This window comes from Paenibacillus germinis (assembly GCF_013141785.1).
Classification (GTDB): domain Bacteria; phylum Bacillota; class Bacilli; order Paenibacillales; family NBRC-103111; genus Paenibacillus_E; species Paenibacillus_E phytorum.
On the sequence record NZ_WHOC01000149.1, the window covers coordinates 65,965 to 87,234 of the forward strand.

Below are 21,270 nucleotides of genomic sequence, written 5' to 3' on the forward strand. Positions count from 1 at the left end.
CTGATTTAGGCCTCCTTCTTTTTGTTTACACCCGCTTCAGACGGCATACGAACTGCACTTTCCAACACGGGCACCCGATGAAGAGCAATATACGTTTTCTCTACATCTTTCTCCTGCAGGAGAAGCAGTATAGCTAATGTGCCTGTATTCATATCCAGCTTAGCCATCGGGCGCAACGAAGGCTCTCCTTCATCTCGGTAAGCACCAAACAGCGTTGAAATATCATGAAGAATAGCTTGTCTTTGGCCTAAATGAGCTAACGTCACGCGGGCATTGCGATTTTTGGGTTTAATTAAAAAGCCAAGCCCGTGTTCAAGTATTAGGTCACGATTGTCTGTGAGTCCAACGTTCATGATATATACCGAGCCGACGTAAAGATCCGGGCCATCCATCCGAATATCGGCAGGTTCGATGACTGCAATTTTCGCTAGATTGTTACCTGATTTAAAGTAGTTAGCTATCCAAATGGATACAATCCCGGCAACGATCCCCCAATACCAAGCAAACAAAATACTGAATAAAGAAGCAAGAAATGCTGAGAAAATAACCAGATAATTTCTTCCCTCAAACACCATCGCTATCCCTTCAATATATGCCGCTCCTCTTGGAACTAACTCTAATTCATCGACCTTGGATAGACTCTGTCTTTCCATATTGCGCACATCGCGAAACTGTTGAGCGGCTAACGATAAGAAGGTGACTGCCGTATAATTTTTGTCCAGCAAAGCAGGGACAGCCACGGCTCCTAGTCCTGCTGCGATAACACCAAGGGAAATATGAATAATCTTACCATGAGGATAGGTCGGATATTGCCTGTAGTCCGTTCTTAGCATATTCAGACGTGCCAGTATACCAAAAATAACTCCCACGACGATACCTATCGTATAACGATGCGAATAGAACCAATCCATTACTTCTTCCAGCCTCCTCTTCGGTCCATCCAGCTGCGAATGATACTTCGGCAGCCGTTATAAGCGGATTGAAGGATGATGGTCATCGTTCTTGCCGCAAAAACAGATAGCCACCATTGGTCTTGAAAAGTCGCCTTACCGACATGATGGTAGCCATCTACTGGATGAATTCCCGCCTGATACATATCTCCTAGTAAGTAGCCAATCGATAGTGCTGCGATCTGCTCCCATGCGCTGCGCTGTAAAACGAGAGCTACAACAGCAAGCAATAAGGCCGTATCCCATTCCGAGTTACGAACGATAAGTATGGGGTCCATCTCAAGCAGCTGCTGCAACAAGAAATGAAGGGAACCTAATAATAGGCCGATGGAAAGTAAATGAAGCTTATGTATGAATCCTTTTGTCTTATAGAGAATACCCAGACTGATGAGCAGAACACAGACATAAACGAGCCCAACTTGAACATGCTGGATTGTTACGGTAAATCTTGAAAAAACAATCCATGAGACAAAAAAAAGAAGCATGCCCTTGTGCGATATACTTCTGATGTACAGTTCTTTCCATCCGCTGGCAAATAAGATCAACGTGATACAAAGGAGAATTAGAGACAAATAACCGGAGTTCATAATTGGACCACCCTACCATGCATAGGCGATCAGGTGACACACGCCACCGACCTGCCTGCGGATCTTCAGGCTTCCACTCCAACTTGACGAGGGAAGCACCGCCTGATCTTTAGTATGGCAATATTTCAATTATTTACTCCGACTGGCTCTTTCTGCATATGAAGTTAAGTTAATACCTCTTGCCCGGCCCCATTCTGCCGTTTCGCCCATAATAACAACTGGACAATTTCCCAATGCCTGAATTGTATTAGCGCCTAGCGCTGTCATAATAAGAATAAGTCCTTGATGGAGCTCATCAGCAAAATGGTGGAGCGCATCGACTCCCTCGCTGCGCAAAACCTTCAAGAATGCGCCAGCCATGCCTACCGCTGAAGCACCAAGGGTCAGCGCTTTGGCCGCTTCCAAAGCGTTCGTAATACCGCCAGAGGCAATAACTCCGCCTCGGGGATAAACCGAGAGAGCCTCTAACAAAGCGATGCTCGTTGGAGTGCCCCAATCGTTCAACCATTCCAAAGCCGCTGGACGTCTGGCATTCTCAATGGCGGCGAAATTCGTGCCACCCGAACCGCCGACATCCAAAAAGCGGACGCCGATGTTCTGCAATTGTTTGGCGTTATCCTTTAGGATACCAAAGCCAACTTCCTTCACGATGACAGGTACCTGTACATGCCGAACAATAGCTTCAATGCGGCTGAGCATGCCCACAAAGCTGCGATCCCCTTCCGGCATAATGAGCTCCTGCATGACATTCAAATGAATTTGAAGCGCATTCGCTTCAATCATATCGACAGCACGGACCGCTTGCTCGGTGGTCGCCTCGCTGCCCAAATTCGCGAACACGATCCCTTTGGGATTTTCCCGGCGAACAACTTGATAACTCGAAGCAACCTCACTGTTTTTAATTGCTGACATCTGGGAACCAACGGCCATAGCCATGCCCTTTTCCCTTGCCAAGATGGCCAAATCGCGATTAATACTTTCCGTCTCCTGAGCGCCGCCCGTCATTGCATTAATTAAAATCGGCGAACTCATAATGAGATCGCCGATTTCTGTAGTTAATGCTATATGATCCGTCGAAGTCTCAGGAAGACAGTTATGCACAAGCTTGATATCCGACAGCCCTTGCTGCCGTGATTGGCCAAGCTCCAGCGCGTAATGGACATGCTCCATTTTGCGTGAAATGCGCATTCTTATGATCCCCCTAAGCGTCGTATCATTTACTTTTTGAATTTGGAAAGTTTATCGCCAAAACGCTCGCCAAGTGTCATGGACAGACCTTGATTGCTCAAGGACACGTTCTCATTACCAGCAATCTCTTTTTGGTGACTTGCGCTGTTTCCGCGGTCACGATCGCCTCTTGGTTGTCTTTCTCTGTCTGGTTTAGAAGCAGACTGAGCCGCTGCGCCAGCCGGAGCTTCTGGAGCTTCCTCTGTATCTTTAATGCTTAAGCTAACGCGTTTCTCAGCCGTATTGATTTCCAAGATTTTCACTTGAACTTCTTGGCCTTCTTTCAATACTTCATGCGGAGTACCGATGTGACGGTGAGCAATTTGCGAAATATGCACTAGACCTTCAACACCAGGAGCCACTTCAACGAATGCGCCGAAAGCTGCAAGACGTTTCACTGTACCTGTTACGATATCGCCTGCTTTGAATTCACGATCCACATTGGACCAAGGACCTTCTTGCGTTGCTTTGATGCTCAAGCTGATTTTATCATTGGAAGGATCAAGCTTAAGGATTTGCACCTTCACTTTATCGCCTTCTTTGACTACATCAGAAGCTTGTTCTACATGGTGCCAAGCTAACTCGGAGATGTGTACAAGACCGTCGATACCGCCGATATCAATAAACGCACCGAATTGTGTCAAACGTTGAACAGTACCATCTAGTACTTGACCCACTTGAAGACCTTCGATGATTTTCTTTTTGTTAGCTTCGAATTCTTCATCTAGAACATCTTTTTGAGACAGGATCACTTTGTTTTTCTCGCGATCGATTTCTTTCACACGAAGACGCAATGTGCGGCCTTTGTAAGAGGAGAAATCTTCAACGAATTGACGCTCAACCATGGAAGCAGGTACGAAACCACGTACGCCGATATCCACAACAAGTCCGCCTTTTACAACTTCAGCTACAGTAGCTTCAATGATTTCTTTGCTATCCAGCTGACCTTGTAGCGACTCCCATACTTTGCTGTTGTCAACAACACGTTTGGAAAGAACCAATGTTTCTTTCGCATCGTTGATTGAAACAACTTTCAATTCAACTTCTTGTCCAAGTAGTGTTGCTTCTGCATCGGAAGAAAGCTCACGAACTGGGATAACACCATCGTATTTGTAACCGATATCCACGAAGGCTTGATCTGCGTCTACCTTAACGATTTTACCTTTAACGGTAGCGCCTTTCTTCAGCACAGCAACGTTGTTAAGAGCGTGCTCAGCTTCTGCTTGCGATACGGCTGTTTCTTGTGTTTCTTGTGTTTCTTGTACTTCTTGCGTTTGATCTTCAACTTTTACTTCATCTGACATGGGATTACCCTCCTCTAATTACAACCAACAATAAATAATTTATAAGTCACAAAGCAGTATTGTAAGCTTCTACTCTGTTTCAAACAAAACAATAACTTCCATTCGCTTTAAAGATAGTATAATTCCAAGCTTTCGATTCCATACATTCTTGTTAACCTTTGCTATAAGCAGTATGTAATCGGCGAATTTCTTTCATAATAGCTTCCGTTGCCTGCTCCAAATCCTCGGAGCTTGCAGCTGCAAATGGACTAAGGTCAAGCGGCTTTCCATACACAATCGTCATGCGGCGGAATAAGGAATAATTGCCTATAATAGCCACAGGAACTACGGCAGCTCCAGATTTAAGTGCAAGACTGGCTGCGCCCTTCTTGCCCATCCCCCCGGCGTTGTTCCGTGATCCTTCTGGGAAAACACCCAACATGTTACCATCGCGAAGCAATTGTACCGCGAGTCGGATCGATTCTCTGCTAACACCACCGCGTTTCACAGGGAAAGCACCAACTCTAGAAATGATGGAACCCAACACAGGGATATCAAACAGCTCGGCCTTCGCCATGAAATGAACCATACGCTTAAGCGGAGTTCCTAACAATGGCGGATCCAATAAGCTGGTATGATTTCCGCAAAGTACGACTGCTCCATGTGTAGGGACATTCTCCATACCTAGGGCTCGCAAGCGGAAGAACACGGTAAACATAAAACGAAATAAGGCCCTGCCGATGCGATAAAGCATCTTATTTGCCACCTCCGACTTTGTCTTTGCAAAGCCCAAGGATTTCGTCCACAACTTCCTCGATGGTCATTGAAGTACTGTCCATTAAAACAGCATCATGAGCTCGTCTAAGCGGTGAAATCTCTCTATCCTGATCCAGTTGATCGCGACGAGCGATGTCCTGTTCGAGTTCGGAGAGCGTTAGGGTGCAAGTCCCGCTGTTTTGCATCTCTTTGAATCGACGCTCTGCTCTTTCCTTTACGCTAGCTGTCAGAAAAACTTTGATTTCAGCATCTGGCATAACATGAGTACCGATGTCGCGGCCATCCATGACTACGCCTTTGGATATAGCCATTTGCTTCTGAAGTGTAACCAGGAGCTGGCGTATAGCTCCGTAGCTAGCGATTTGGGAGACATGATCCGTTATGGCAGTCGTACGGATTTCTTTGGTCACATCGACGCCATCTACGATAACCTGTTGTCCTTCTTCGCGAGGAATGAGCTCAATCTGCATGCGATTCGCCAAGGCAGCCACTTCTTGTTCTTGATCAGGTAGCAGCCCTTCTTGCTGTACTTTCCAGGTTACTGCTCGATACATGGCTCCTGTATCCACGTAAACGAAACCAAGTGCACCAGCAACTAGCCGCGCAATGGTACTTTTACCGGCTCCAGCAGGACCATCTATGGCAATATTGAACTTTTCCAAGCTGCTGTTCCTCCTAACAATACCTCACAGTACCTTACGAACAAAAAAGCAGGCACTGCCTGCTAATTAATTGAAATTATAGCACATTAAATAGGCATATGCAAAACATGGACGTATATTGGATTGCGTTTAGATGTGCCTAAGAGCGCTCTCCCTTCCCATTTTGAGGCCATACATAGGGCTTTCCCTCTAGTGGTTCAACACGGGTAAAATGCTTACGTATGTAAGGAATTTGAAGCATCGCTTGAACACATATAAGTAAAACGAAAAATACGAGCGTTGTCCGAATGATCACCTTCTCTACCTTCGCAGAAAAGAGGATAAACAGCTGCTCGTATGACTTTTGCTCCTGATCCCTTGACATGAGATGCCCCACCTGCTCACATTGACATATTGCTTGGTAGTATGCCCATGCAGGTGAAATCTCATGCGTTTATCGCTTACGGAAATCCATTTGTCGCTCGAAGCAAAAGCGAATTAATTTCTGACGTTCACGATCGGCTATATCAATAAATCTAATCATTGCCAATTGCTTGCCAGTCTCGAGCTGTTTAACGCGGACAACCTCGCCAGTAAACGGAATATGCTCAATATTACCATTCTTGTAGGGTGCAAGTACCCAACATGAAATAATGGCATTCATTCCGATTGGGATATGTCCCTCACAGATAAACGAAATCCCGCCACCGCCGACATCTTCTGTCACGCCAATGAATTGAATTTGATCTGACAATTTAACGGCAATTTCAAGTTCGGCCAGAACCCTTAGAAAACTTCTGCGTTGAACCTGCGTAATGGCTTCTGGCTCTGGTTTACGCAGTTCTACTAAGCGAATCACATCATCTCTGAAACCTGTAACCGAAGTTGTGAAATAGTGCTTTACGCCGCCTTGACCTAAATAAAATGTGCTTAATTCATCACCTTGATAAAGCTTCTTGAGTCGGCCTGTTTTTTCATTCAGCGGGATCTCAATGGCAATCACACTATCCGTAACGTCAGCTATTCGCGACTTGTACTCAATTTTGGACTCTTCATCGTCGATGCTATTCACTTGCATATGTAATATCTGGTTGACTTTAGGAAGCAATTTCTGCACCTCCGAGACGTAATATATCTTAATTATACCAATGACCTATTAATTATGATAGCAAAAAAAAGAAGCTAGGATTGAACCTGCTTCTTCTCTATGATTATTTCTTTGCTTCAGCTTCAGCTGCTGCTTCTGCCTGTTCGGGGCGAATGGTTTCAATTTTCTCTTCCATCCCATTCTCACTATTCATATAAACACGATAAAGATTGTTATTCATCTTCCCGATAAATTCATGGCAAAGCACTTCTTCGTCTAATTCATTTTTGATAATCGCCAAAGACTCGCCAGTCACTTCCATTTTCGGGCTAAGCTGCTTACGTGCTTCGGCTGCAGTCATTTTGGGCTGACCAACCGTTCGCTGTTTTTGACCATATATATAGTCCGTTGCCTGCACGCCAATGACTTCAAGCGTGTCCAAAGCTACTTTAACACTAACCTGCTGCGGATAAATCGTAACATCCTTTTCTCGCTTAGCGAAAATAATGTTAGCGATATTTTGATATTGATCATAGCTAACAGCGCTCATATCTTTATATTCATGTTGATCTAAGAACTCATTAGCAATATCTCGCGCATGTCTAAGATCAAACTTGGATTCTTTTACGGTTCGCGGTTTCATAAAATAAATGAGATGGCCGCCTTTTTTTGTAAAATCCATCTGAATATCATTTTCACTACCATCACCGCCTGGAACTACAACACTAAAGCTTTGAAATTCTGGCGCACTGCCACCATTCTCAACTACTTTCATATTGGTTGCATCATTTACTCCCAGAAACTGCTCTGCTTTTTGTTTAATTTGATCAGCCGTCATATCATTCCCTGACAAGGCACTAACATCATTTTTTGAAAATATACTTAAATTTCCAGGCCCCCAATTTAGTTCCTCATAGGCTCCAACTTTTTTGTCAACAGTGGAAAAGCCATCAATAATCGCATTATCATGGGGTTCATTTTTAGAAGCTAGGGCGACCTCGACGTCCATCCATCGCAAGTTTTTGGACAACACCTTCTCCTGAACACCGCGTATTTCCTTCGTTATCTCGGACGAATGATCGTAAAGAGCGTTCAACGTTTTTATTTCTTGCTCATTAAGAGGCTGTTTCGTCATGTCACGTACGGACATTCGGTATGAGAAATTAGCCATATTAGCTAAGAAATCTTCCGTTTTATTGAATGGAAGCAGCGTTAGCGGGAGCTGTGTAATATCGCTTTGCGCTTGACTCGTTAGTCGCCATACATTCACCAGTCCCTTCCGGTAAGAAGGCTCTGAGGTTGCGTTAACAGCCAATGTATTACCAAGCTCTGTATGAAGCTTATCCACATGGAAAGAAAGATCATGGAACGCACGTTGATATTGATTCTCTGCTTTGATCAAAATCGTATTCTTCTCCTGGTGTTCCAAGTATCCCCACACTGAAGCACCAATCAAGGCAATCAAGAGGAATGGAAACATGATTATACTTAATCTTTTATACACGCGACTGCTCCTTTCGTACCCAAACTTGCGCTTAGTTTTTACGTGCGGAGACAGGTTTATACAAGATTGACAACAAAAAGAGGCCGATTCTAAAAAGAATGGCCTCACGCTAATCTTCGGTCTCTACTTCAAAGTCTTGCTCATTGCTACAAATACACTGACGGAATCCCGTTTCAATTTTCCCTTTTTCTTTCTTGCCCTTCAGCACAAACTTTTCGCCGCATAACCGGCAGCGGATCTTTACTTTGACTCTTGTCGTGGACATGTACACCCTCCCGGTAGTTCCGGGCTTACAGCCAGGAATCGCCATCTATACTGTCCATTATGACCTATTTTAGCTCACTTTAATCTTCTCATCTGCTCTCACGATGCGTAGTGGGGAATGAGCATTGGCACGGTCAACCCGCCAAATCGTACGGATCCAGAGAAAAGACATGACTGGAATCATGATCCAAACCCAGTTCGTTTTGAAAATAAGTAATATATAATCAAACAATCCATGCCACAAAATAGGCAGCAGCAAGGATATCCATAGATACCTTTGCGCTTTGTGTGGAATGAATTTAGCCTTACCCAAATAATAACCCATCATAACACCGAACAAAGCATGCGCTGAAACAGGCAGCAGAGCGCGAATCATTAGAGCAGAGAAAGACGACGCATTAAGGAAAGCATAGATGATATTTTCCAAAGTCGCATATCCTAAGCTTACGGCCACTGCATACACAATTCCATCATAGGGTTCATCAAAGGCTTCATGCCTAAAGATTAAATGATAGAGGATGAACCATTTCAGAAACTCTTCAACGCCACCAGATAGGAAAAAGGCTGAGAGAAATGTGCCCTTTCCAAACTCTTCAATCAACGCATTCTGCAGTACCATCGTAGGGTATACAAGCAGAACACCGAACAAGAACATTCGGATAACTAAATGAATCGGTTCCGTTTCATATCGGTCCTTCAAATAAAAGTACGTTAGCAATGAGAGACCTGGTGCTATGGCTGCCATAATAATCGGCAGAATTTGCAAATGCAGCTCCCCCTTTTCGTTCAATACCATGTGAACTACAAAACGATTCCATGCGTAATATTAACATTATAGCATTTTCAAATGACTTTTCTATGTCTTATTCGGTGAACAACGCACGATCATTGTGGAAAATGAGTGGGATATTCCCTGTTGTGCCATTTCGATTCTTCTTCAAAACAAGCGATATGGACTGCAGTTGATCCTCTTCTGTTTCATTAGGCTGCATAATCATGACCACATCTGCTGAAGCTTGCACATTGTCAGGCACGTTATCTTGGCCAAGCTCTAAAGCAGTAGCAGCGATAATCGGGCAATTCCATTCTCTGGACCATTGTTTAAGCGTATAGGCGATAGCAGCTTGCTGCTGCTCCCAAGTTAGCGATGTTACCCCTTTAGCTGTAGGAATACGCTGCAAATGATCAATGAAAATCACGGGCTCTTTTCCAACAACAACCGCAATCCGTTCAATGGAAGCGGCTACTTGATCAAGCGTTGTATCGATCGTACACTCAAGCATCCAAAGCATTTTACTTATTTTTACGTACTGCTTGTTAGCTTCTGCTACCTGCTCTGGCTCAACTTTTCCCCCAAGTACTTTCTGAGGAGCTATCCCAATAATCCTTGCAATGCTGCGTGCCCATAGTTCGAAATTCGTCATATCCCATGACACAAAAATAACCGGATTCTGCTGAAAAGCAAGTTCATCAGCTATTTGCTTAAGCAGCATGCTCTTGCCAATGGAGCCTGAACCTGCTAGTAAATACAAACCATTTCCAAAGCCGCCGAAAAGTAAATGGTCCAGCTTAGCAAAGCCAGTGCGGATACTAGCGACTTGACCGCGGAACCGTTTCATATATTCTTCTAAATATACGGTGCTATTTTTGATATCTGGAGCTACAGGGGCTATCCTTGTTTCCTCAACGGTTTGATTTACTAGTGCAAGAAAAGTCTCAACCGGATTCTGAGCTCTAATGAACAAATCGTTAATATCCCGAATGGTTTCGGGCAAATTAATAATATACGTCTCATTGCCCTGTTCCCTTAGTAAGGCTTCTATACGTGTAGAATCCCTTCTTCCGGCCTCATCATTCCCCATGCAAATATAAACCCTTTTACCAGCAAATAATGACATATGTTGTTCTTTAAACATACCGTTATCTGGTACACAAACAGCTGGCATCTTGGCTTGAGTTAACGTTAGGACATCGAAAATCCCGTTGCAAAGAACAACTTCATCTGAATCTTCAAGTGCGGAATAATTAAATAGATACTGATCTAAACCGTACAAGGGTTTATATTTGGGTTCTCTATTGTCTATCGAGCGTCCGATTAAGTCGACAATTTCACCGTCGTAGTTCCGAATAGGCACAATAACTCTATGCTCGAAGTAATCACCTAGCTGATTCTGATTTACATAGAATCCTATCTTGCCAATTTCAAAACCGATGCGGTACTGTATAACCGTTTCTTCCGTTATCCCTCTTTTTTGTAAATAAAAATAAGCCTCCTCGCGGAGCTGTTTTTGGTAATAGGCCAATAACCCGTCCAAATCAACAGCAGCCAGAGCAGGCGCCAGTCGTTTGCGATCTATGCTAGTCATCTAGGTGTCCCCCATTATCTCTTCGCTAGGTTGATAAATGATCACGATTAACCAACAAAACAAGCATCCACAAAAACAATCGTTTTTGAAAATGCTTGTTTCATTCTACATCAAAAAGTAAGGAAGATGACCTTATTTGAAATGACGGCAGAGCACCTTAACTGCATCGTCTGCAATGATTGTCTTCCCATACTCTTCAAGCACAGCTTGAGTAACGGAAGCGGCTTCGCCGAATTCAGATAAGACAGCAATTAACGCCTGGTATTTCGTTTCCTCGAGGTCAACTGGCTCGAGTTGTAAAATATATTTCCCTTTGTATGAATAAAGGGTACCGCCTTCCATGAGAAGGGGATTAATTACTTTGGATACACGCACTAGGTCTTCAAAATCACGGAAAGCATAGGAGACTAAATCGCTTTGTTCAAGCGTTACTTCCATTTCATACACTTCTTCAGCTTCGTGATCGTCATATGCATCTGAGTTTGCATACAAATCAAGCTTACCTCTGGTCACAATAACAACCATTCCTTGTGCTGGAAGTGCAAACACCTCAACAGCAAGCGGGCCGGACGGGTCAAATCCGAGCTCTGAATAGGCTTGATCCATCATTTCACTAAATAATTCGTGTACTTTGGGAATTTCTCTCCACATGTCGTCCTTTTGAATACCGCGTTCAGTTAAGTCATCGAATGTTAGGAAAATCCGTATCTTATCCTGACTTAAGCGTTCTATTTTCATGATAGGATCCTCCTTTGAGCTTTCCGACTGGAAAGCTTGCATCGAAAGCATGGTCATCTTATTAAAACAGAATATGATAAAAAAACAAAAAGGTGAACCTTAGAGAACGAAAATGGACATGCATCTTGCTTTCGTTTTCACCTATCATGTTAACATTAATTGCGTGCAATTGCACGCGCAAGTTATGTATAAAAAGAAAAGCACAGCCTGTACCTTAGATAGGCCAGACTGTGCTTAATACTTATGTTCATTGGATAGTCGATGAGCCTTCTCTATTTTCACGCATGATTTCATTGACAGTTGCTTTCAAATGAGGATCTTCTTTTACAATTTTTTCAACTTGATTCAGACCATTCGAGTTTGAAGTCGAGAAATTTTTGGCTGATGAATCTTGAAATGATTTGTTCACAAACGAGTCCTTTGCTTTATCAACCACTTTACCCATCGATTCACTGGACGAGCTGAATGCTGAGAACAACATTGATTTACTTTTACGATTGAGATATATAACCGCCGCCGCACCGGCAATACCGCCGAGCATAAATGTACCTATTTTCATTGGGTCTCCCTCCATGTCAAGTAGTATGAATCCTTCATAGGTTATGCGAGTTTCTAAGAGAGCATACGTTAAGACGAGAGGAAAACAAAGGAGATATGTTATCTGCGAAATGTGGTACTATAGGAAATGACCTACAAGTATAAAGACCTGAGGAGAACGAAGGATAATGAACAAAAAAGCCAGTGTACTAATGATGAGTGTTATGATCTTATTAGCTGCCTGCAGTGCGAACCAAACAAAAGTAAGTCCTATCGCAACAACGAGCTCTACACCAGTAGCTGTCGCCACAATTACACCTAGTCCTGTACCTTCGGCAACACCCATTTCAACTCCCGTCCCAACAGCGACAACGCCAGCTCCAGAGGTCGTCAAAAAAGAATATCATATGAACAAAAACTATGATATTGTACCAAACGATCCCAATGGAAACAAAAAGATCGTCCTTTTAACTTTTGATGACGGTCCTAAGGAACAAGCCATGAATCAAGCTTTAATCGACATTCTAAAAAAACATAATGCCAAGGCAATTTTCTTCTTGAATGGATACCGTATCAAACAAAAGCCCGAACTTGTCAAACTCATTCATGACAGCGGTAATCCGATTGGCAATCATGCCTGGGACCACGATAACATGAAAAGCATGACAAATGAAAAGATTGACCAACAAGTGGATGATGTCCAGAAAATAGTAAAAGAATTAACAGGCCAATCGCCTGTATTTTTCCGACCTCCTTTTGGTTCGGGCAATGATTATTTGAAAGCTAAAGTGAAAGACAATAAGATGCTTTATATGACATGGTCCAACGGCTCGTTAGACTGGGATATGACTAATAAAAATAACGATTCCGGTAAAGTGATCGAAAATGTGATGAAACAATTGCATGGCGGTAGCAATATTTTGATGCACGAGCTGCCTTGGACAGTGAAAGCCTTAGACACATTGCTTACCAAACTTGAGGAACAAGGATATTCTTTCGTAGATCCGAATGCCATTGAACTAGAAATGAAATGAATAAAGAGCCTTGCATTTCCTACACGTTAGTCGGTGCTGCAGGGCTCTTTTTTATTAATAACTAATATTCACTGTTCTTGTACTTTCCTCATAGGTCACTTTCGCTCCAAGAGTTTCAGATAGCAGCCGCACCGGAATCATTGTTGTTTCATGGATGAGCTTAGCAGCAGATTCTGTCGTATGCTCTACACCATTCAAACTATACGCATTTCGGTTCGTATAAAAGATAATCGTCTTGTCTTTCTTTTTGTAAACAGCAGCTTTCTGGTTATCGTCCCATTCAACAGTTGCACCTAATGCCGCGGCCAGGTCTCTAATGTAAAGATACGAAGTCCCCTCTTGAATATATGGCTTTTGCTTCATTGGATATGGGATTAGATCAAGTAGATACTTGTCCTCATTTAATCCAAATGAAACCATGTGAGTGCGGTTTAGTCCGAAATTAGCCATTTGCAGCGTGTAAGCAACAGCATCCTTATGAAGTTTAAGTACACCAATACCAACCCGAGGTTCCGTGCGGAATGTCCATTCTTTCGAATAAGGTCTTGTACTTCCATCTTCCATCATAGCTGTCAATTTGATTTTGGCTTTATAGGTTGTATCCAATTCCAATGGTTTCGAAGGCATAACGATCACTTCGGTATCCAGATGATCATCTTTACCCGGCTCATTCTTCAGTAGTGTCACTGAATTACCGCTCTCATCTTTTAACTCCGCCTCAACCAAGCTAACCTTTTTAACTCCGGGCCCGTTTAAGGAAGCCATGATCGGATAACCAACCGGATATTCAGCCTCTGAATGAAGGCGAATCGGATCCGGGGTCTCATGACCATCAAAAACGGTTGGTACGTACACATCATTGCTTCCTGGAGAAACGACAAGTTCTGGTGCAATCCCGTCTGAGAAACCAAATTCAATAACATGATAATCACCATCTCTAAATACACCGATTTCCACGAGTCCTGGCACCATGAATGGTGAACGATGGTAAGGAGCATCAAACAGACTATCTATAGCCTCAACTAGGGTAACCCGATTATAAGCTACATCCTCACTGCTTGAGCGCGAGTAACCGATAAATTGTACCCGCTCTCTTAATGACTTACCGATGTAACCAGGCAGCGTTGGGTCCTCATCATGCAAAGAAACCGACGTCCGAATAGGATCGATTTTATTTTGGGATAAATACTGCGCATGCTTCTGGGCCGCTGTATTCAAAGCATTACTGAATTTGACCTTCGACAGTCCCAATTTAGCCCGATAATCATTGATCGCCCGAAGCCCATCCTCCTGCTCTTTGCTCGTTTCAGACGTTAACGAAACCGCACCTTTAATAATAGTAAATTTCCAACTAATTGTAATAGGTTGATAGCCACTGAAAGACAGCACTAAACGAGCATTATAGTTCCCAGGCAGTAAATCAGCCGTAGGACGATATACAAATTTAACGGAAACGGGATCGTAGCTAACATTTAATTCCTTATCGTTTAAATAAAAATGATAGCTTTCCGGCGTTTTTCCTTCACTAAGCTCAAGCGTTACTCCGATGTCTGGACGCAACAGCCCAACATCGCCTTGCGGATAAGATAAGGTTCCATAAGACAAAGCATATGACGGTTTCGCTGACCAAAAGATACTTGAAAATAATACAAATATAATAGCAATTAATTTTACTTTAAACATCCATCTTGTTGCGTGGTTCACCAACATAATCGCTGCATCCTCCTGTTTAAAAGAAACTGTGATGAGAAAACCTCTATCGAGGCCATTCAAAGATGAGCGACCGCGTTTAGATGTAGGTTTTATCGCCAATAAGAAAGCAGTTTTCGGGAACCGAAAACTTATACTTTCTTATGTGGTAAAAAATGAAAGAAACTATGAATCTATCATAGCTTCTCAACTTCTTTTACACAACTTAGGTTGATTGGTACATTATAGTCGTCTACGAGTAATATTTAATGCCCCAAACCGTTAAACTTACCACAAGAATAATAAATAACCACAGTAAAGTTAAATAGAATATACGCGTCCACTTTCCTCGCTCAGAGGGATGTACAGCATTACGCGGCGGTAAATACGTATCGTCCTCCTTTACCTCTATTGGCCTCCGATCAGACCGTAAAGGTGATCTTTCCCCTACACTCATGTGCCCTGTTCTTCCTCCTTGCTGTATCGAAGTATGCATCCCATTACAAAATCAATGATAAAATGAGCGATTATCGGAGTCCAAAGACTACCGGTTTGAATGTAAATCCATCCCAGGCCATAGCTTATACTGAAAACCATTCCTGTCATTAACCAATGCTGCAAATACCGAATATGGATTGCTGCAAACAAGATACTAGTCCAGTAAGGGCCCCATGCATGCTGAATCGCCCCTCGAAACAGCACTTCTTCACAAATCGCGACTATGAGTGAAATCAAAGCGATATGCCATACAGGTCGATTTCCGAATAACATTTGATTAATTCCACCGTCGTCAGACACTTCTTTGGGTACCCACCTAGAAATCAAAACATCGACCCCAAGGACAAGTAGAGCAAACAAACTTCCCCATATGAGAATCTTCCCGCCCCCATGAATGGTGAACATGGAAAGAATCTTATGATTGCTCTGAAAAAACAAGATGATAATACCGATAATAAGGGTAAGAAGTTGAGTTATGTAAAGATTAAGCAATAATGTCCGGTCATTTAATTCATTGATATCAACTTTCCCGAAGCGAATGTTCTTAAAATCGAATTTTTTCAAGGAAGCAGCCTCATTTCCTCACATATTCCCTTTTATAGCTATTTCCCCTATACTAAGTTAAAAGAAAAAGAGAGAATAAGGAGCTTTAATTATGGATAAACGTCTAACCCGCACTGATTATTTATTCGCCCTCATGTTTATCTTTATGCTTGTTTGTATACTTGGCGCCTTTTTCTACGGTTTAAGAGTCGGCCAGGAGAAATCAGATCAAAAATACGATAAAATCTTACACGCTGACAAGGCTGTCATTCAGGAAATTGGAGCCTACGACCAACAAGTACTCGTATCTTATTACCATACCATCTTTTTGCCCTTTAGGGAATTTCAGAATAAATGGTTTGAGTTGATGAGTCAAATCGAACTTGGCAACTCTACAGTAGATGCCTCTGCCGTTCTAAAAGAGCTGTACAAGCTTGCTGATGAGAAATATATTGAATTGCAAAAAAAGAGCATGCCGGCTTCATCACCGCTGCTTGTGCAGTCTCACCAGGGTTATCTCAAAAGCCTAAAGCTTTTTGCTGACACGTTAAAAAGTTATCAGAGCAAGGCCAACGGTCTTACTAGCCCACAACTGCTCGATGTCATTCAAAAGGATGCCTACTTCCTAGAAGCGAAAACACAAGCGTTGACAGCTCAGAAAAATTATTTTGATTCCATCGTTGCTTGGAACGGAACGATCGATAACGATATTGAAAATTTTGATCCAAACAATAATGCCAATTTGGATCAATGGCGTGCGATGAACATTAACGTCAAAAATCATTACATAACAGCAAAATTACTTAAAAATAAAGCATTTGCCCCTTTTTACCCACAGGATTTGACGATACGTATTGATGAATTCATTGCCTCAGGTCAAGCTAAGAAAATGAACGTGAATGATGTTAATCAAACGATGGATTTGCTGCTAAGTACAAATGCCGTTCGTCCAGGAGACTTTGTCAAAGGGAAATCAAAGTGGTATGCCAACGAACTGCTTCCACAGCTTCCTTTTTTCTCAGATGTAAATTAAATGAAAAAGCCGGACGCAGATTGCGCTCGGCTTTTCATTTAATCATATTGGAAACCGCGAAGCATGGCGACCGCTGCCATCCCTCCATCTACATTAATGACTCGGTCAAATCCGTTCTCAAGCAAATACTCAGCAACGCGATAGCTGCGCACACCATGTGCACATACGAGATAAATATCCCGATCCTCTGGCAGCTCACCTAACCGATGAGGGATTTGCTGCATCGGTATAAGCTGTGCTTCTTTCAGATGATAATACTCCCACTCATGAAGTTCCCTTACGTCGATTATGATGCTATCTTTCAGTTCCTGTTGATCCAATGCTTCTAGGAATTTATTGGGATGAATACTCGTTATGTCGATGTCGGCACTTCCTTTCTTACTTGCTGCAAGAGCAATAACTATTTAACGAGTACAATAGCGAAAAACAGGCTAAAATACAAGTGAAATAGCATTGCTTTCTTAGCGTCCTTGCTTTAAAATAAACGAAAAGCTTTGGAAAATCAGTCGTTCAAATATCAATTATGACTTTCATGTGAAATTGATTCGACATGTATTGACACGATTTCAAACGCATGGTAATCTAATGAAAATTCTATATCACAGTACAGCGTTGACGGAGCCAAGCAAGTAAAGTAGCTTTCAGAGAACCGATGTTAGGTGCGAATCGGTAGCGAACATTTTGCGGAGCACTCCAGAGTTATTGCATTGAATGAAGTAGATGCAATCGGGATAGGAACACGTTACAGTTCCAGGTCGCAAGACCAATTGAGGCTTCCCGTGCGAATGGGCAGCGAACTAGGGTGGTACCACGAAAGCAATCTCTCGTCCCTTTGGCTACAGACATACGTGTCTGTACCTGAGGGTTGGGAGTTTTTTTTATGTTCATATTCTAAGGAGGGTTCGAATTATGTACAAAGTTCTAGTATCCGATCCAATCAGTGACATGGGAATTCAAATGCTTTACGATGCAGCCGATGTTGAAGTGGTTAAGCAATCTGGTTTATCCGAAGATGAGCTCATTTCCATCATTGGCGACTATGACGCGCTTCTAGTTCGCAGCCAAACCAAAGTAACTGAGAAAATTATGAATGCAGGCACGAAGTTAAAAGTTATTGGCCGCGCAGGTGTCGGTGTTGACAATATTGATTTGGAAGCAGCTACTAAACGCGGAATTATCGTCATCAACGCACCGGACGGAAATACGATTGCTACTTGTGAGCTTACATTTGCCATGATGATGTCAACAGCACGTATGATCCCGCAAGCATACAAGAAAACAGTTGGCGGCGAATGGGATCGGAAATTTATCGGTGTTGAGCTTCGAAACAAAACGCTCGGTATTCTCGGTATGGGACGTATCGGCAGCGAAGTGGCCAAACGGGCTAAGGTGTTCGGCATGGAAGTTATCGGGTATGACCCTTTCTTGACGGAAGAACGCGCTGAGAAAATTGGCGTTAAGCTTGGTACTGTCAATGAAATTGTTGCAAAAGCAGATTTTATCACGGTTCATACACCACTCACGCCAGAAACGCGCCACCTGATCTCCAAACCGCAATTCGATATTATGAAAAAAGGTATGCGCCTTATCAACTGTGCACGCGGCGGTATTATTGATGAAATGGCAATGGTTGAAGCGATTGAACAAGGAATTGTAGCCGGAGCAGCTTTCGACGTGTTCGAAGTAGAGCCTCCTCAAAAGGATCACCCTTTCTTGAACAACCCTAAAATCATTGTGACCCCTCATCTTGGTGCATCTACTATTGAAGCTCAAGAAAACGTAGCGATTGACGTTTCTGAAGAAGTTCTTCATATCCTGCGTAATGAACCGTTCAAAAATGCAGTTAACTTGCCGCCTGTACCAGCCAATGTATTGAACAAACTTCAACCGTACTTTGGACTCGGTGAAAAAATCGGCTCCATTCTTGGTCAAATCGCACAAGGCGCTGTTTATGAAATCGTTGTAAACTATGCAGGTGATTTGATTGATGTAGATACGAGTCCATTAACACGTTACATTGTAAAAGGTGTGTTCGAGAACCAACTAGAATCCATTAATATCGTGAATGCCATGCATTTGGCTAAATCACGTGATGTGAATATCGTTGTTCAAACGTCAAACACATCCAGCAGCTTTACAAATCTAGTTACCGTTACCGTAAAAACGAAGCAAGAAGAGAAAACACTTGCTGGTACTTTATTGGCTGGTTATGGAGAACGTATCGTTCGTATCGATCAATATCCAGTTGATTTCGCTGCTGAAGGTAACCTGTTGTTGATTTCTCATAACGACAAACCAGGTATTATCGGCCGCGTTGGTACGCTTCTAGGAAGCAATAATGTGAACATTGCAACGATGCAAGTAGGCCGTAAAGTCATTGGTGGCTCGGCTATCATGGTCCTAACCATTGATAAATCCGCTCCTGCTGAAGTATTGGCTGACCTTACAACACAAGCCGAAATCGTGAATGTTCGTGCACTTACGGTATAACCTAATAACGATTAGGTAACAAAGTGTTTCACGAACAACAAGATTTTGTCTGAATATTCTACAAAATTAAAGGCGTTTGCTGTGAGTTTTCTCAGCAAACGCCTCTTCTTATGTCGAATTTCGTTATTTATAGCTTATTTAAGCTCACACGGCAATAGTAAAGTAAAGGTTGTTCCCTGTCCCAAAGCACTTTGTACAGTTACACTGCCGTGGTGCGCATCTACGATATTTTTCACGATGGCAAGTCCAAGCCCTGTACCACCCGAAGAACCGCGCGTTCGGGCCTTATCCGCCTTGTAGAAGCGTTCAAATATGAACGGCAGGTCGTCGGCAGGAATCCCCTGCCCCTCGTCGGAGACCTCAATGCGGATCGCCGGCTGATCCTTGTAGACGGCGGTCTCTGCCTTAATGGCAATACGTGCCCCAGAGGCTGTATGCCGAAAAGCATTGTCGAGCAGGTTCGTTAACACCTGCTCAAGCCGGTCCTCATCCCCCCGTCCAAGGATGAGGGGCTCCTCAGGCAGCGCAGCAGTTAGTGTGATGCCGCGCTCTTTGGCCATCACCGCGAATTTGCGGTGCATGCGTCTCACCAGGGAGTCGAATTCGACCTCCCCGAAGATCAGCTCGAGATGGCCGGCTTCCATCCGCGCCAGATCGAGCAGGTCTCGGACAAGGCGCCCCATGCGGAGCGACTCGTCGTGGATGACCTGCACCAGCTCCAAGCGCTCTTCAGGCGTGGAAGGGATATCATCCAGCAGGGCTTCGCTGTAGCCCTGCAGCATCGAGATCGGCGTGCGCAGCTCGTGGGACACGTTCGCCACGAAATCCTTACGCAGCTTATCGAGGCGCTCCTCCTCCGTGACATCACGGAGGACGGCCACGGCGCCGCGCACTTGATCGCTCGTGTATAACGGAGTCATTGCGACGGACCACACGCCGTTTTGCACGTGAAGCTTCGTAGCGGCTTCCGACGATTCGTCCACGACCGCTTCAAATAGCGGAATCAGCGGCACAGGGATCGGACTCGAGTAGGGATTGCTGTAGCTCATTAATCCCCAATCTCCGAGCGCCGTATCCGGCTTGCGGAAGCGTCTCGTCTCCTCATCATCCTCTGACCACTCAATCGTGCTCCACTCTTGCACAATCTTCTCACCTTGCGGATTGGTCAGCATAACAGATCCATTCACATCGAGCGTGATGACCGCATCGGTCATGCTTCGTAAAATGCTGGATAAATGCTCTTTTTCCTGACTAAGGGCACGGATGCTTTCCTGCATCTTCTCGCCCATATGGTTAAACGTTTTGGCCAGCTCGCCAATTTCATCTTTGGATTGAATAGGAACACGGGTACCATATTCCCCCATGGTGATGAAATCAGCTGCTTTCTTCAACTGTTGAAGAGGTCTTGTAATTCGAGAGAACAAGAAAAATGCGAAGAAAGTCGTCATAAGGAAGCCGACTATGGATACATAGATAAACAATCTCAACATGTAGGACTGTGTTGCTTCTAATGATTGTAGCGATTGATACAGCAGCGTTGCACCAACGATAGTGCCTTGAAGATTTCTTAACGGTACGGCAACAACGAGGTACTCAGCCCCTGTTTTAATTCGCCCTGTAGCTGACTTATTGACTTGTTTGTCTTTCGTCTGACCTGCGAATACTTGCCGGAGCTCCGCTTCCGTGAAAAAATCGGTTGCATGGAAACTGGCTAACTCACTCCCCTGTGTCGAAGGAATAACAATTTCCTTCATATCGGTGGAGATCACCAGCATTTTAGCATCTTGGAAGCTTAGCAGTTCATTACTCAATTGATAAAACTGCTCATCATACATGTGATGCGAAGCTTCTTCCGAGAATTTAACGGCCATATTCTTCATATTTTTCGTCTGATCATTCGCTTGAGCGAAATAATTTTCCATGTAATTGACAAGAAAAAGACCTAGTATGAGCAGAACAACCCCAACTAGGCCAATAATTGTTAACCAGAGCTTACCTACGACACTTCTGAAAATAAACACG

Annotated in this window: 21 protein-coding genes and 1 other annotated feature; of the genes, 3 read left to right on the forward strand and 18 right to left on the reverse strand. The window is 43.5% G+C overall.

Translation table 11 applies throughout. The annotated features are described in order from the left end of the window. Positions 1-5: 5 nt before the first annotated feature. The 14 genes from GC102_RS27650 to GC102_RS27715 form a co-directional block, all read right to left on the reverse strand. Entirely contained in the window at positions 6-911 is a 906-nt protein-coding gene (locus GC102_RS27650; protein ID WP_171692379.1) for a YIEGIA family protein, read from the reverse strand. Beyond that, the gene (locus GC102_RS27655) at positions 911-1,537 is read right to left on the reverse strand and encodes a YphA family membrane protein (protein WP_171692380.1); all 627 of its coding nucleotides are present in this window, start codon (positions 1,535-1,537) and stop codon (positions 911-913) included. The genes GC102_RS27650 and GC102_RS27655 overlap by 1 nt, the downstream gene beginning before the upstream one ends. Before the next feature lie 129 nt (positions 1,538-1,666). Beyond that, a complete protein-coding gene (fni, locus tag GC102_RS27660; RefSeq protein ID WP_171692381.1) occupies positions 1,667-2,725 on the reverse strand; it encodes a type 2 isopentenyl-diphosphate Delta-isomerase in 1,059 nt (352 codons plus the stop codon). Positions 2,726-2,754: 29 nt separating this feature from the next. Further along, entirely contained in the window at positions 2,755-4,068 is a 1,314-nt protein-coding gene (rpsA, locus tag GC102_RS27665) for a 30S ribosomal protein S1 (RefSeq protein WP_171692382.1), read from the reverse strand. Positions 4,069-4,219: 151 nt separating this feature from the next. Beyond that, a complete protein-coding gene (locus tag GC102_RS27670) occupies positions 4,220-4,801 on the reverse strand; it encodes a lysophospholipid acyltransferase family protein (protein ID WP_171692383.1) in 582 nt (193 codons plus the stop codon). A gap of 1 nt (position 4,802) precedes the next feature. Then, positions 4,803-5,486, reverse strand: a complete 684-nt coding sequence (cmk, locus tag GC102_RS27675; RefSeq protein WP_171643404.1) for a (d)CMP kinase — start codon at positions 5,484-5,486, stop codon at positions 4,803-4,805. Positions 5,487-5,625: 139 nt separating this feature from the next. Then, complete coding sequence (locus tag GC102_RS27680) at positions 5,626-5,850, reverse strand: hypothetical protein (protein WP_171692384.1); 225 nt, start codon at positions 5,848-5,850, stop codon at positions 5,626-5,628. Positions 5,851-5,919: 69 nt separating this feature from the next. Beyond that, positions 5,920-6,582 (reverse strand): flagellar brake protein, encoded by a 663-nt coding sequence (locus GC102_RS27685; RefSeq protein ID WP_312883387.1) that lies wholly within the window; start codon positions 6,580-6,582, stop codon positions 5,920-5,922. A gap of 94 nt (positions 6,583-6,676) precedes the next feature. After that, positions 6,677-8,056 (reverse strand): germination protein YpeB, encoded by a 1,380-nt coding sequence (gene ypeB / locus GC102_RS27690; RefSeq protein WP_171692386.1) that lies wholly within the window; start codon positions 8,054-8,056, stop codon positions 6,677-6,679. 109 nt (positions 8,057-8,165) lie between these two features. Further along, on the reverse strand, positions 8,166-8,321 hold the full coding sequence (locus GC102_RS27695; RefSeq protein WP_162257309.1) for a hypothetical protein: 156 nt from the start codon (positions 8,319-8,321) through the stop codon (positions 8,166-8,168). Positions 8,322-8,390: 69 nt separating this feature from the next. Next, a complete protein-coding gene (prsW, locus tag GC102_RS27700) occupies positions 8,391-9,086 on the reverse strand; it encodes a glutamic-type intramembrane protease PrsW (protein WP_171692387.1) in 696 nt (231 codons plus the stop codon). Positions 9,087-9,183: 97 nt separating this feature from the next. Further along, the gene (locus GC102_RS27705) at positions 9,184-10,686 is read right to left on the reverse strand and encodes a DnaB-like helicase C-terminal domain-containing protein (protein ID WP_171692388.1); all 1,503 of its coding nucleotides are present in this window, start codon (positions 10,684-10,686) and stop codon (positions 9,184-9,186) included. Between the two features lie 132 nt (positions 10,687-10,818). Next, positions 10,819-11,424, reverse strand: a complete 606-nt coding sequence (locus GC102_RS27710; protein WP_029192986.1) for a genetic competence negative regulator — start codon at positions 11,422-11,424, stop codon at positions 10,819-10,821. 247 nt (positions 11,425-11,671) lie between these two features. Beyond that, positions 11,672-11,983, reverse strand: coding sequence for a hypothetical protein (locus GC102_RS27715; protein WP_171692389.1), 312 nt, complete (start codon positions 11,981-11,983; stop codon positions 11,672-11,674). A 166-nt stretch (positions 11,984-12,149) separates the two neighbouring features. On the opposite strand from GC102_RS27715, the gene GC102_RS27720 reads away from it, so the two are divergent. Beyond that, positions 12,150-12,995, forward strand: a complete 846-nt coding sequence (locus GC102_RS27720) for a polysaccharide deacetylase family protein (protein WP_171692390.1) — start codon at positions 12,150-12,152, stop codon at positions 12,993-12,995. Positions 12,996-13,049: 54 nt separating this feature from the next. Here GC102_RS27720 and GC102_RS27725 read toward each other — a convergent pair whose 3' ends face one another. After that, entirely contained in the window at positions 13,050-14,705 is a 1,656-nt protein-coding gene (locus GC102_RS27725) for a stalk domain-containing protein (protein ID WP_171692391.1), read from the reverse strand. Between the two features lie 432 nt (positions 14,706-15,137). After that, positions 15,138-15,746 (reverse strand): CPBP family intramembrane glutamic endopeptidase, encoded by a 609-nt coding sequence (locus tag GC102_RS27730; protein WP_171692392.1) that lies wholly within the window; start codon positions 15,744-15,746, stop codon positions 15,138-15,140. A gap of 91 nt (positions 15,747-15,837) precedes the next feature. Between GC102_RS27730 and GC102_RS27735 the strand changes: the two genes are divergently transcribed. Then, positions 15,838-16,758 (forward strand): hypothetical protein, encoded by a 921-nt coding sequence (locus GC102_RS27735; protein ID WP_171692393.1) that lies wholly within the window; start codon positions 15,838-15,840, stop codon positions 16,756-16,758. 38 nt (positions 16,759-16,796) lie between these two features. Here GC102_RS27735 and GC102_RS27740 read toward each other — a convergent pair whose 3' ends face one another. Then, positions 16,797-17,078 (reverse strand): rhodanese-like domain-containing protein, encoded by a 282-nt coding sequence (locus tag GC102_RS27740; protein ID WP_216628183.1) that lies wholly within the window; start codon positions 17,076-17,078, stop codon positions 16,797-16,799. 283 nt (positions 17,079-17,361) lie between these two features. Continuing rightward, positions 17,362-17,593 (forward strand) — a binding site (T-box leader). 74 nt (positions 17,594-17,667) lie between these two features. Here GC102_RS27740 and serA point away from each other — a divergent pair. Continuing rightward, positions 17,668-19,248 (forward strand): phosphoglycerate dehydrogenase, encoded by a 1,581-nt coding sequence (serA, locus tag GC102_RS27745; protein WP_171692394.1) that lies wholly within the window; start codon positions 17,668-17,670, stop codon positions 19,246-19,248. A 134-nt stretch (positions 19,249-19,382) separates the two neighbouring features. On the opposite strand, the gene GC102_RS27750 is transcribed toward serA, so the two are convergent. Beyond that, a complete protein-coding gene (locus GC102_RS27750; RefSeq protein WP_171692395.1) occupies positions 19,383-21,269 on the reverse strand; it encodes an ATP-binding protein in 1,887 nt (628 codons plus the stop codon). Position 21,270 lies beyond the last annotated feature (1 nt).

Bases quoted from the DNA above. Each gene is read 5' to 3' on its own strand.
- GC102_RS27650 (WP_171692379.1), bottom strand. From the start codon at position 911: ATGGATTGGTTCTATTCGCATCGTTATACGATAGGTATCGTCGTGGGA.
- GC102_RS27655 (WP_171692380.1), bottom strand. From the start codon at position 1,537: ATGAACTCCGGTTATTTGTCTCTAATTCTCCTTTGTATCACGTTGATC.
- fni (WP_171692381.1), bottom strand. From the start codon at position 2,725: ATGCGCATTTCACGCAAAATGGAGCATGTCCATTACGCGCTGGAGCTT.
- rpsA (WP_171692382.1), bottom strand. From the start codon at position 4,068: ATGTCAGATGAAGTAAAAGTTGAAGATCAAACGCAAGAAGTACAAGAA.
- GC102_RS27670 (WP_171692383.1), bottom strand. From the start codon at position 4,801: ATGCTTTATCGCATCGGCAGGGCCTTATTTCGTTTTATGTTTACCGTG.
- GC102_RS27680 (WP_171692384.1), bottom strand. From the start codon at position 5,850: ATGTCAAGGGATCAGGAGCAAAAGTCATACGAGCAGCTGTTTATCCTC.
- GC102_RS27695 (WP_162257309.1), bottom strand. From the start codon at position 8,321: ATGTCCACGACAAGAGTCAAAGTAAAGATCCGCTGCCGGTTATGCGGC.
- GC102_RS27705 (WP_171692388.1), bottom strand. From the start codon at position 10,686: ATGACTAGCATAGATCGCAAACGACTGGCGCCTGCTCTGGCTGCTGTT.
- GC102_RS27710 (WP_029192986.1), bottom strand. From the start codon at position 11,424: ATGAAAATAGAACGCTTAAGTCAGGATAAGATACGGATTTTCCTAACA.
- GC102_RS27715 (WP_171692389.1), bottom strand. From the start codon at position 11,983: ATGAAAATAGGTACATTTATGCTCGGCGGTATTGCCGGTGCGGCGGCG.
- GC102_RS27720 (WP_171692390.1), top strand. From the start codon at position 12,150: ATGAACAAAAAAGCCAGTGTACTAATGATGAGTGTTATGATCTTATTA.
- GC102_RS27725 (WP_171692391.1), bottom strand. From the start codon at position 14,705: ATGTTGGTGAACCACGCAACAAGATGGATGTTTAAAGTAAAATTAATT.
- GC102_RS27735 (WP_171692393.1), top strand. From the start codon at position 15,838: ATGGATAAACGTCTAACCCGCACTGATTATTTATTCGCCCTCATGTTT.
- serA (WP_171692394.1), top strand. From the start codon at position 17,668: ATGTACAAAGTTCTAGTATCCGATCCAATCAGTGACATGGGAATTCAA.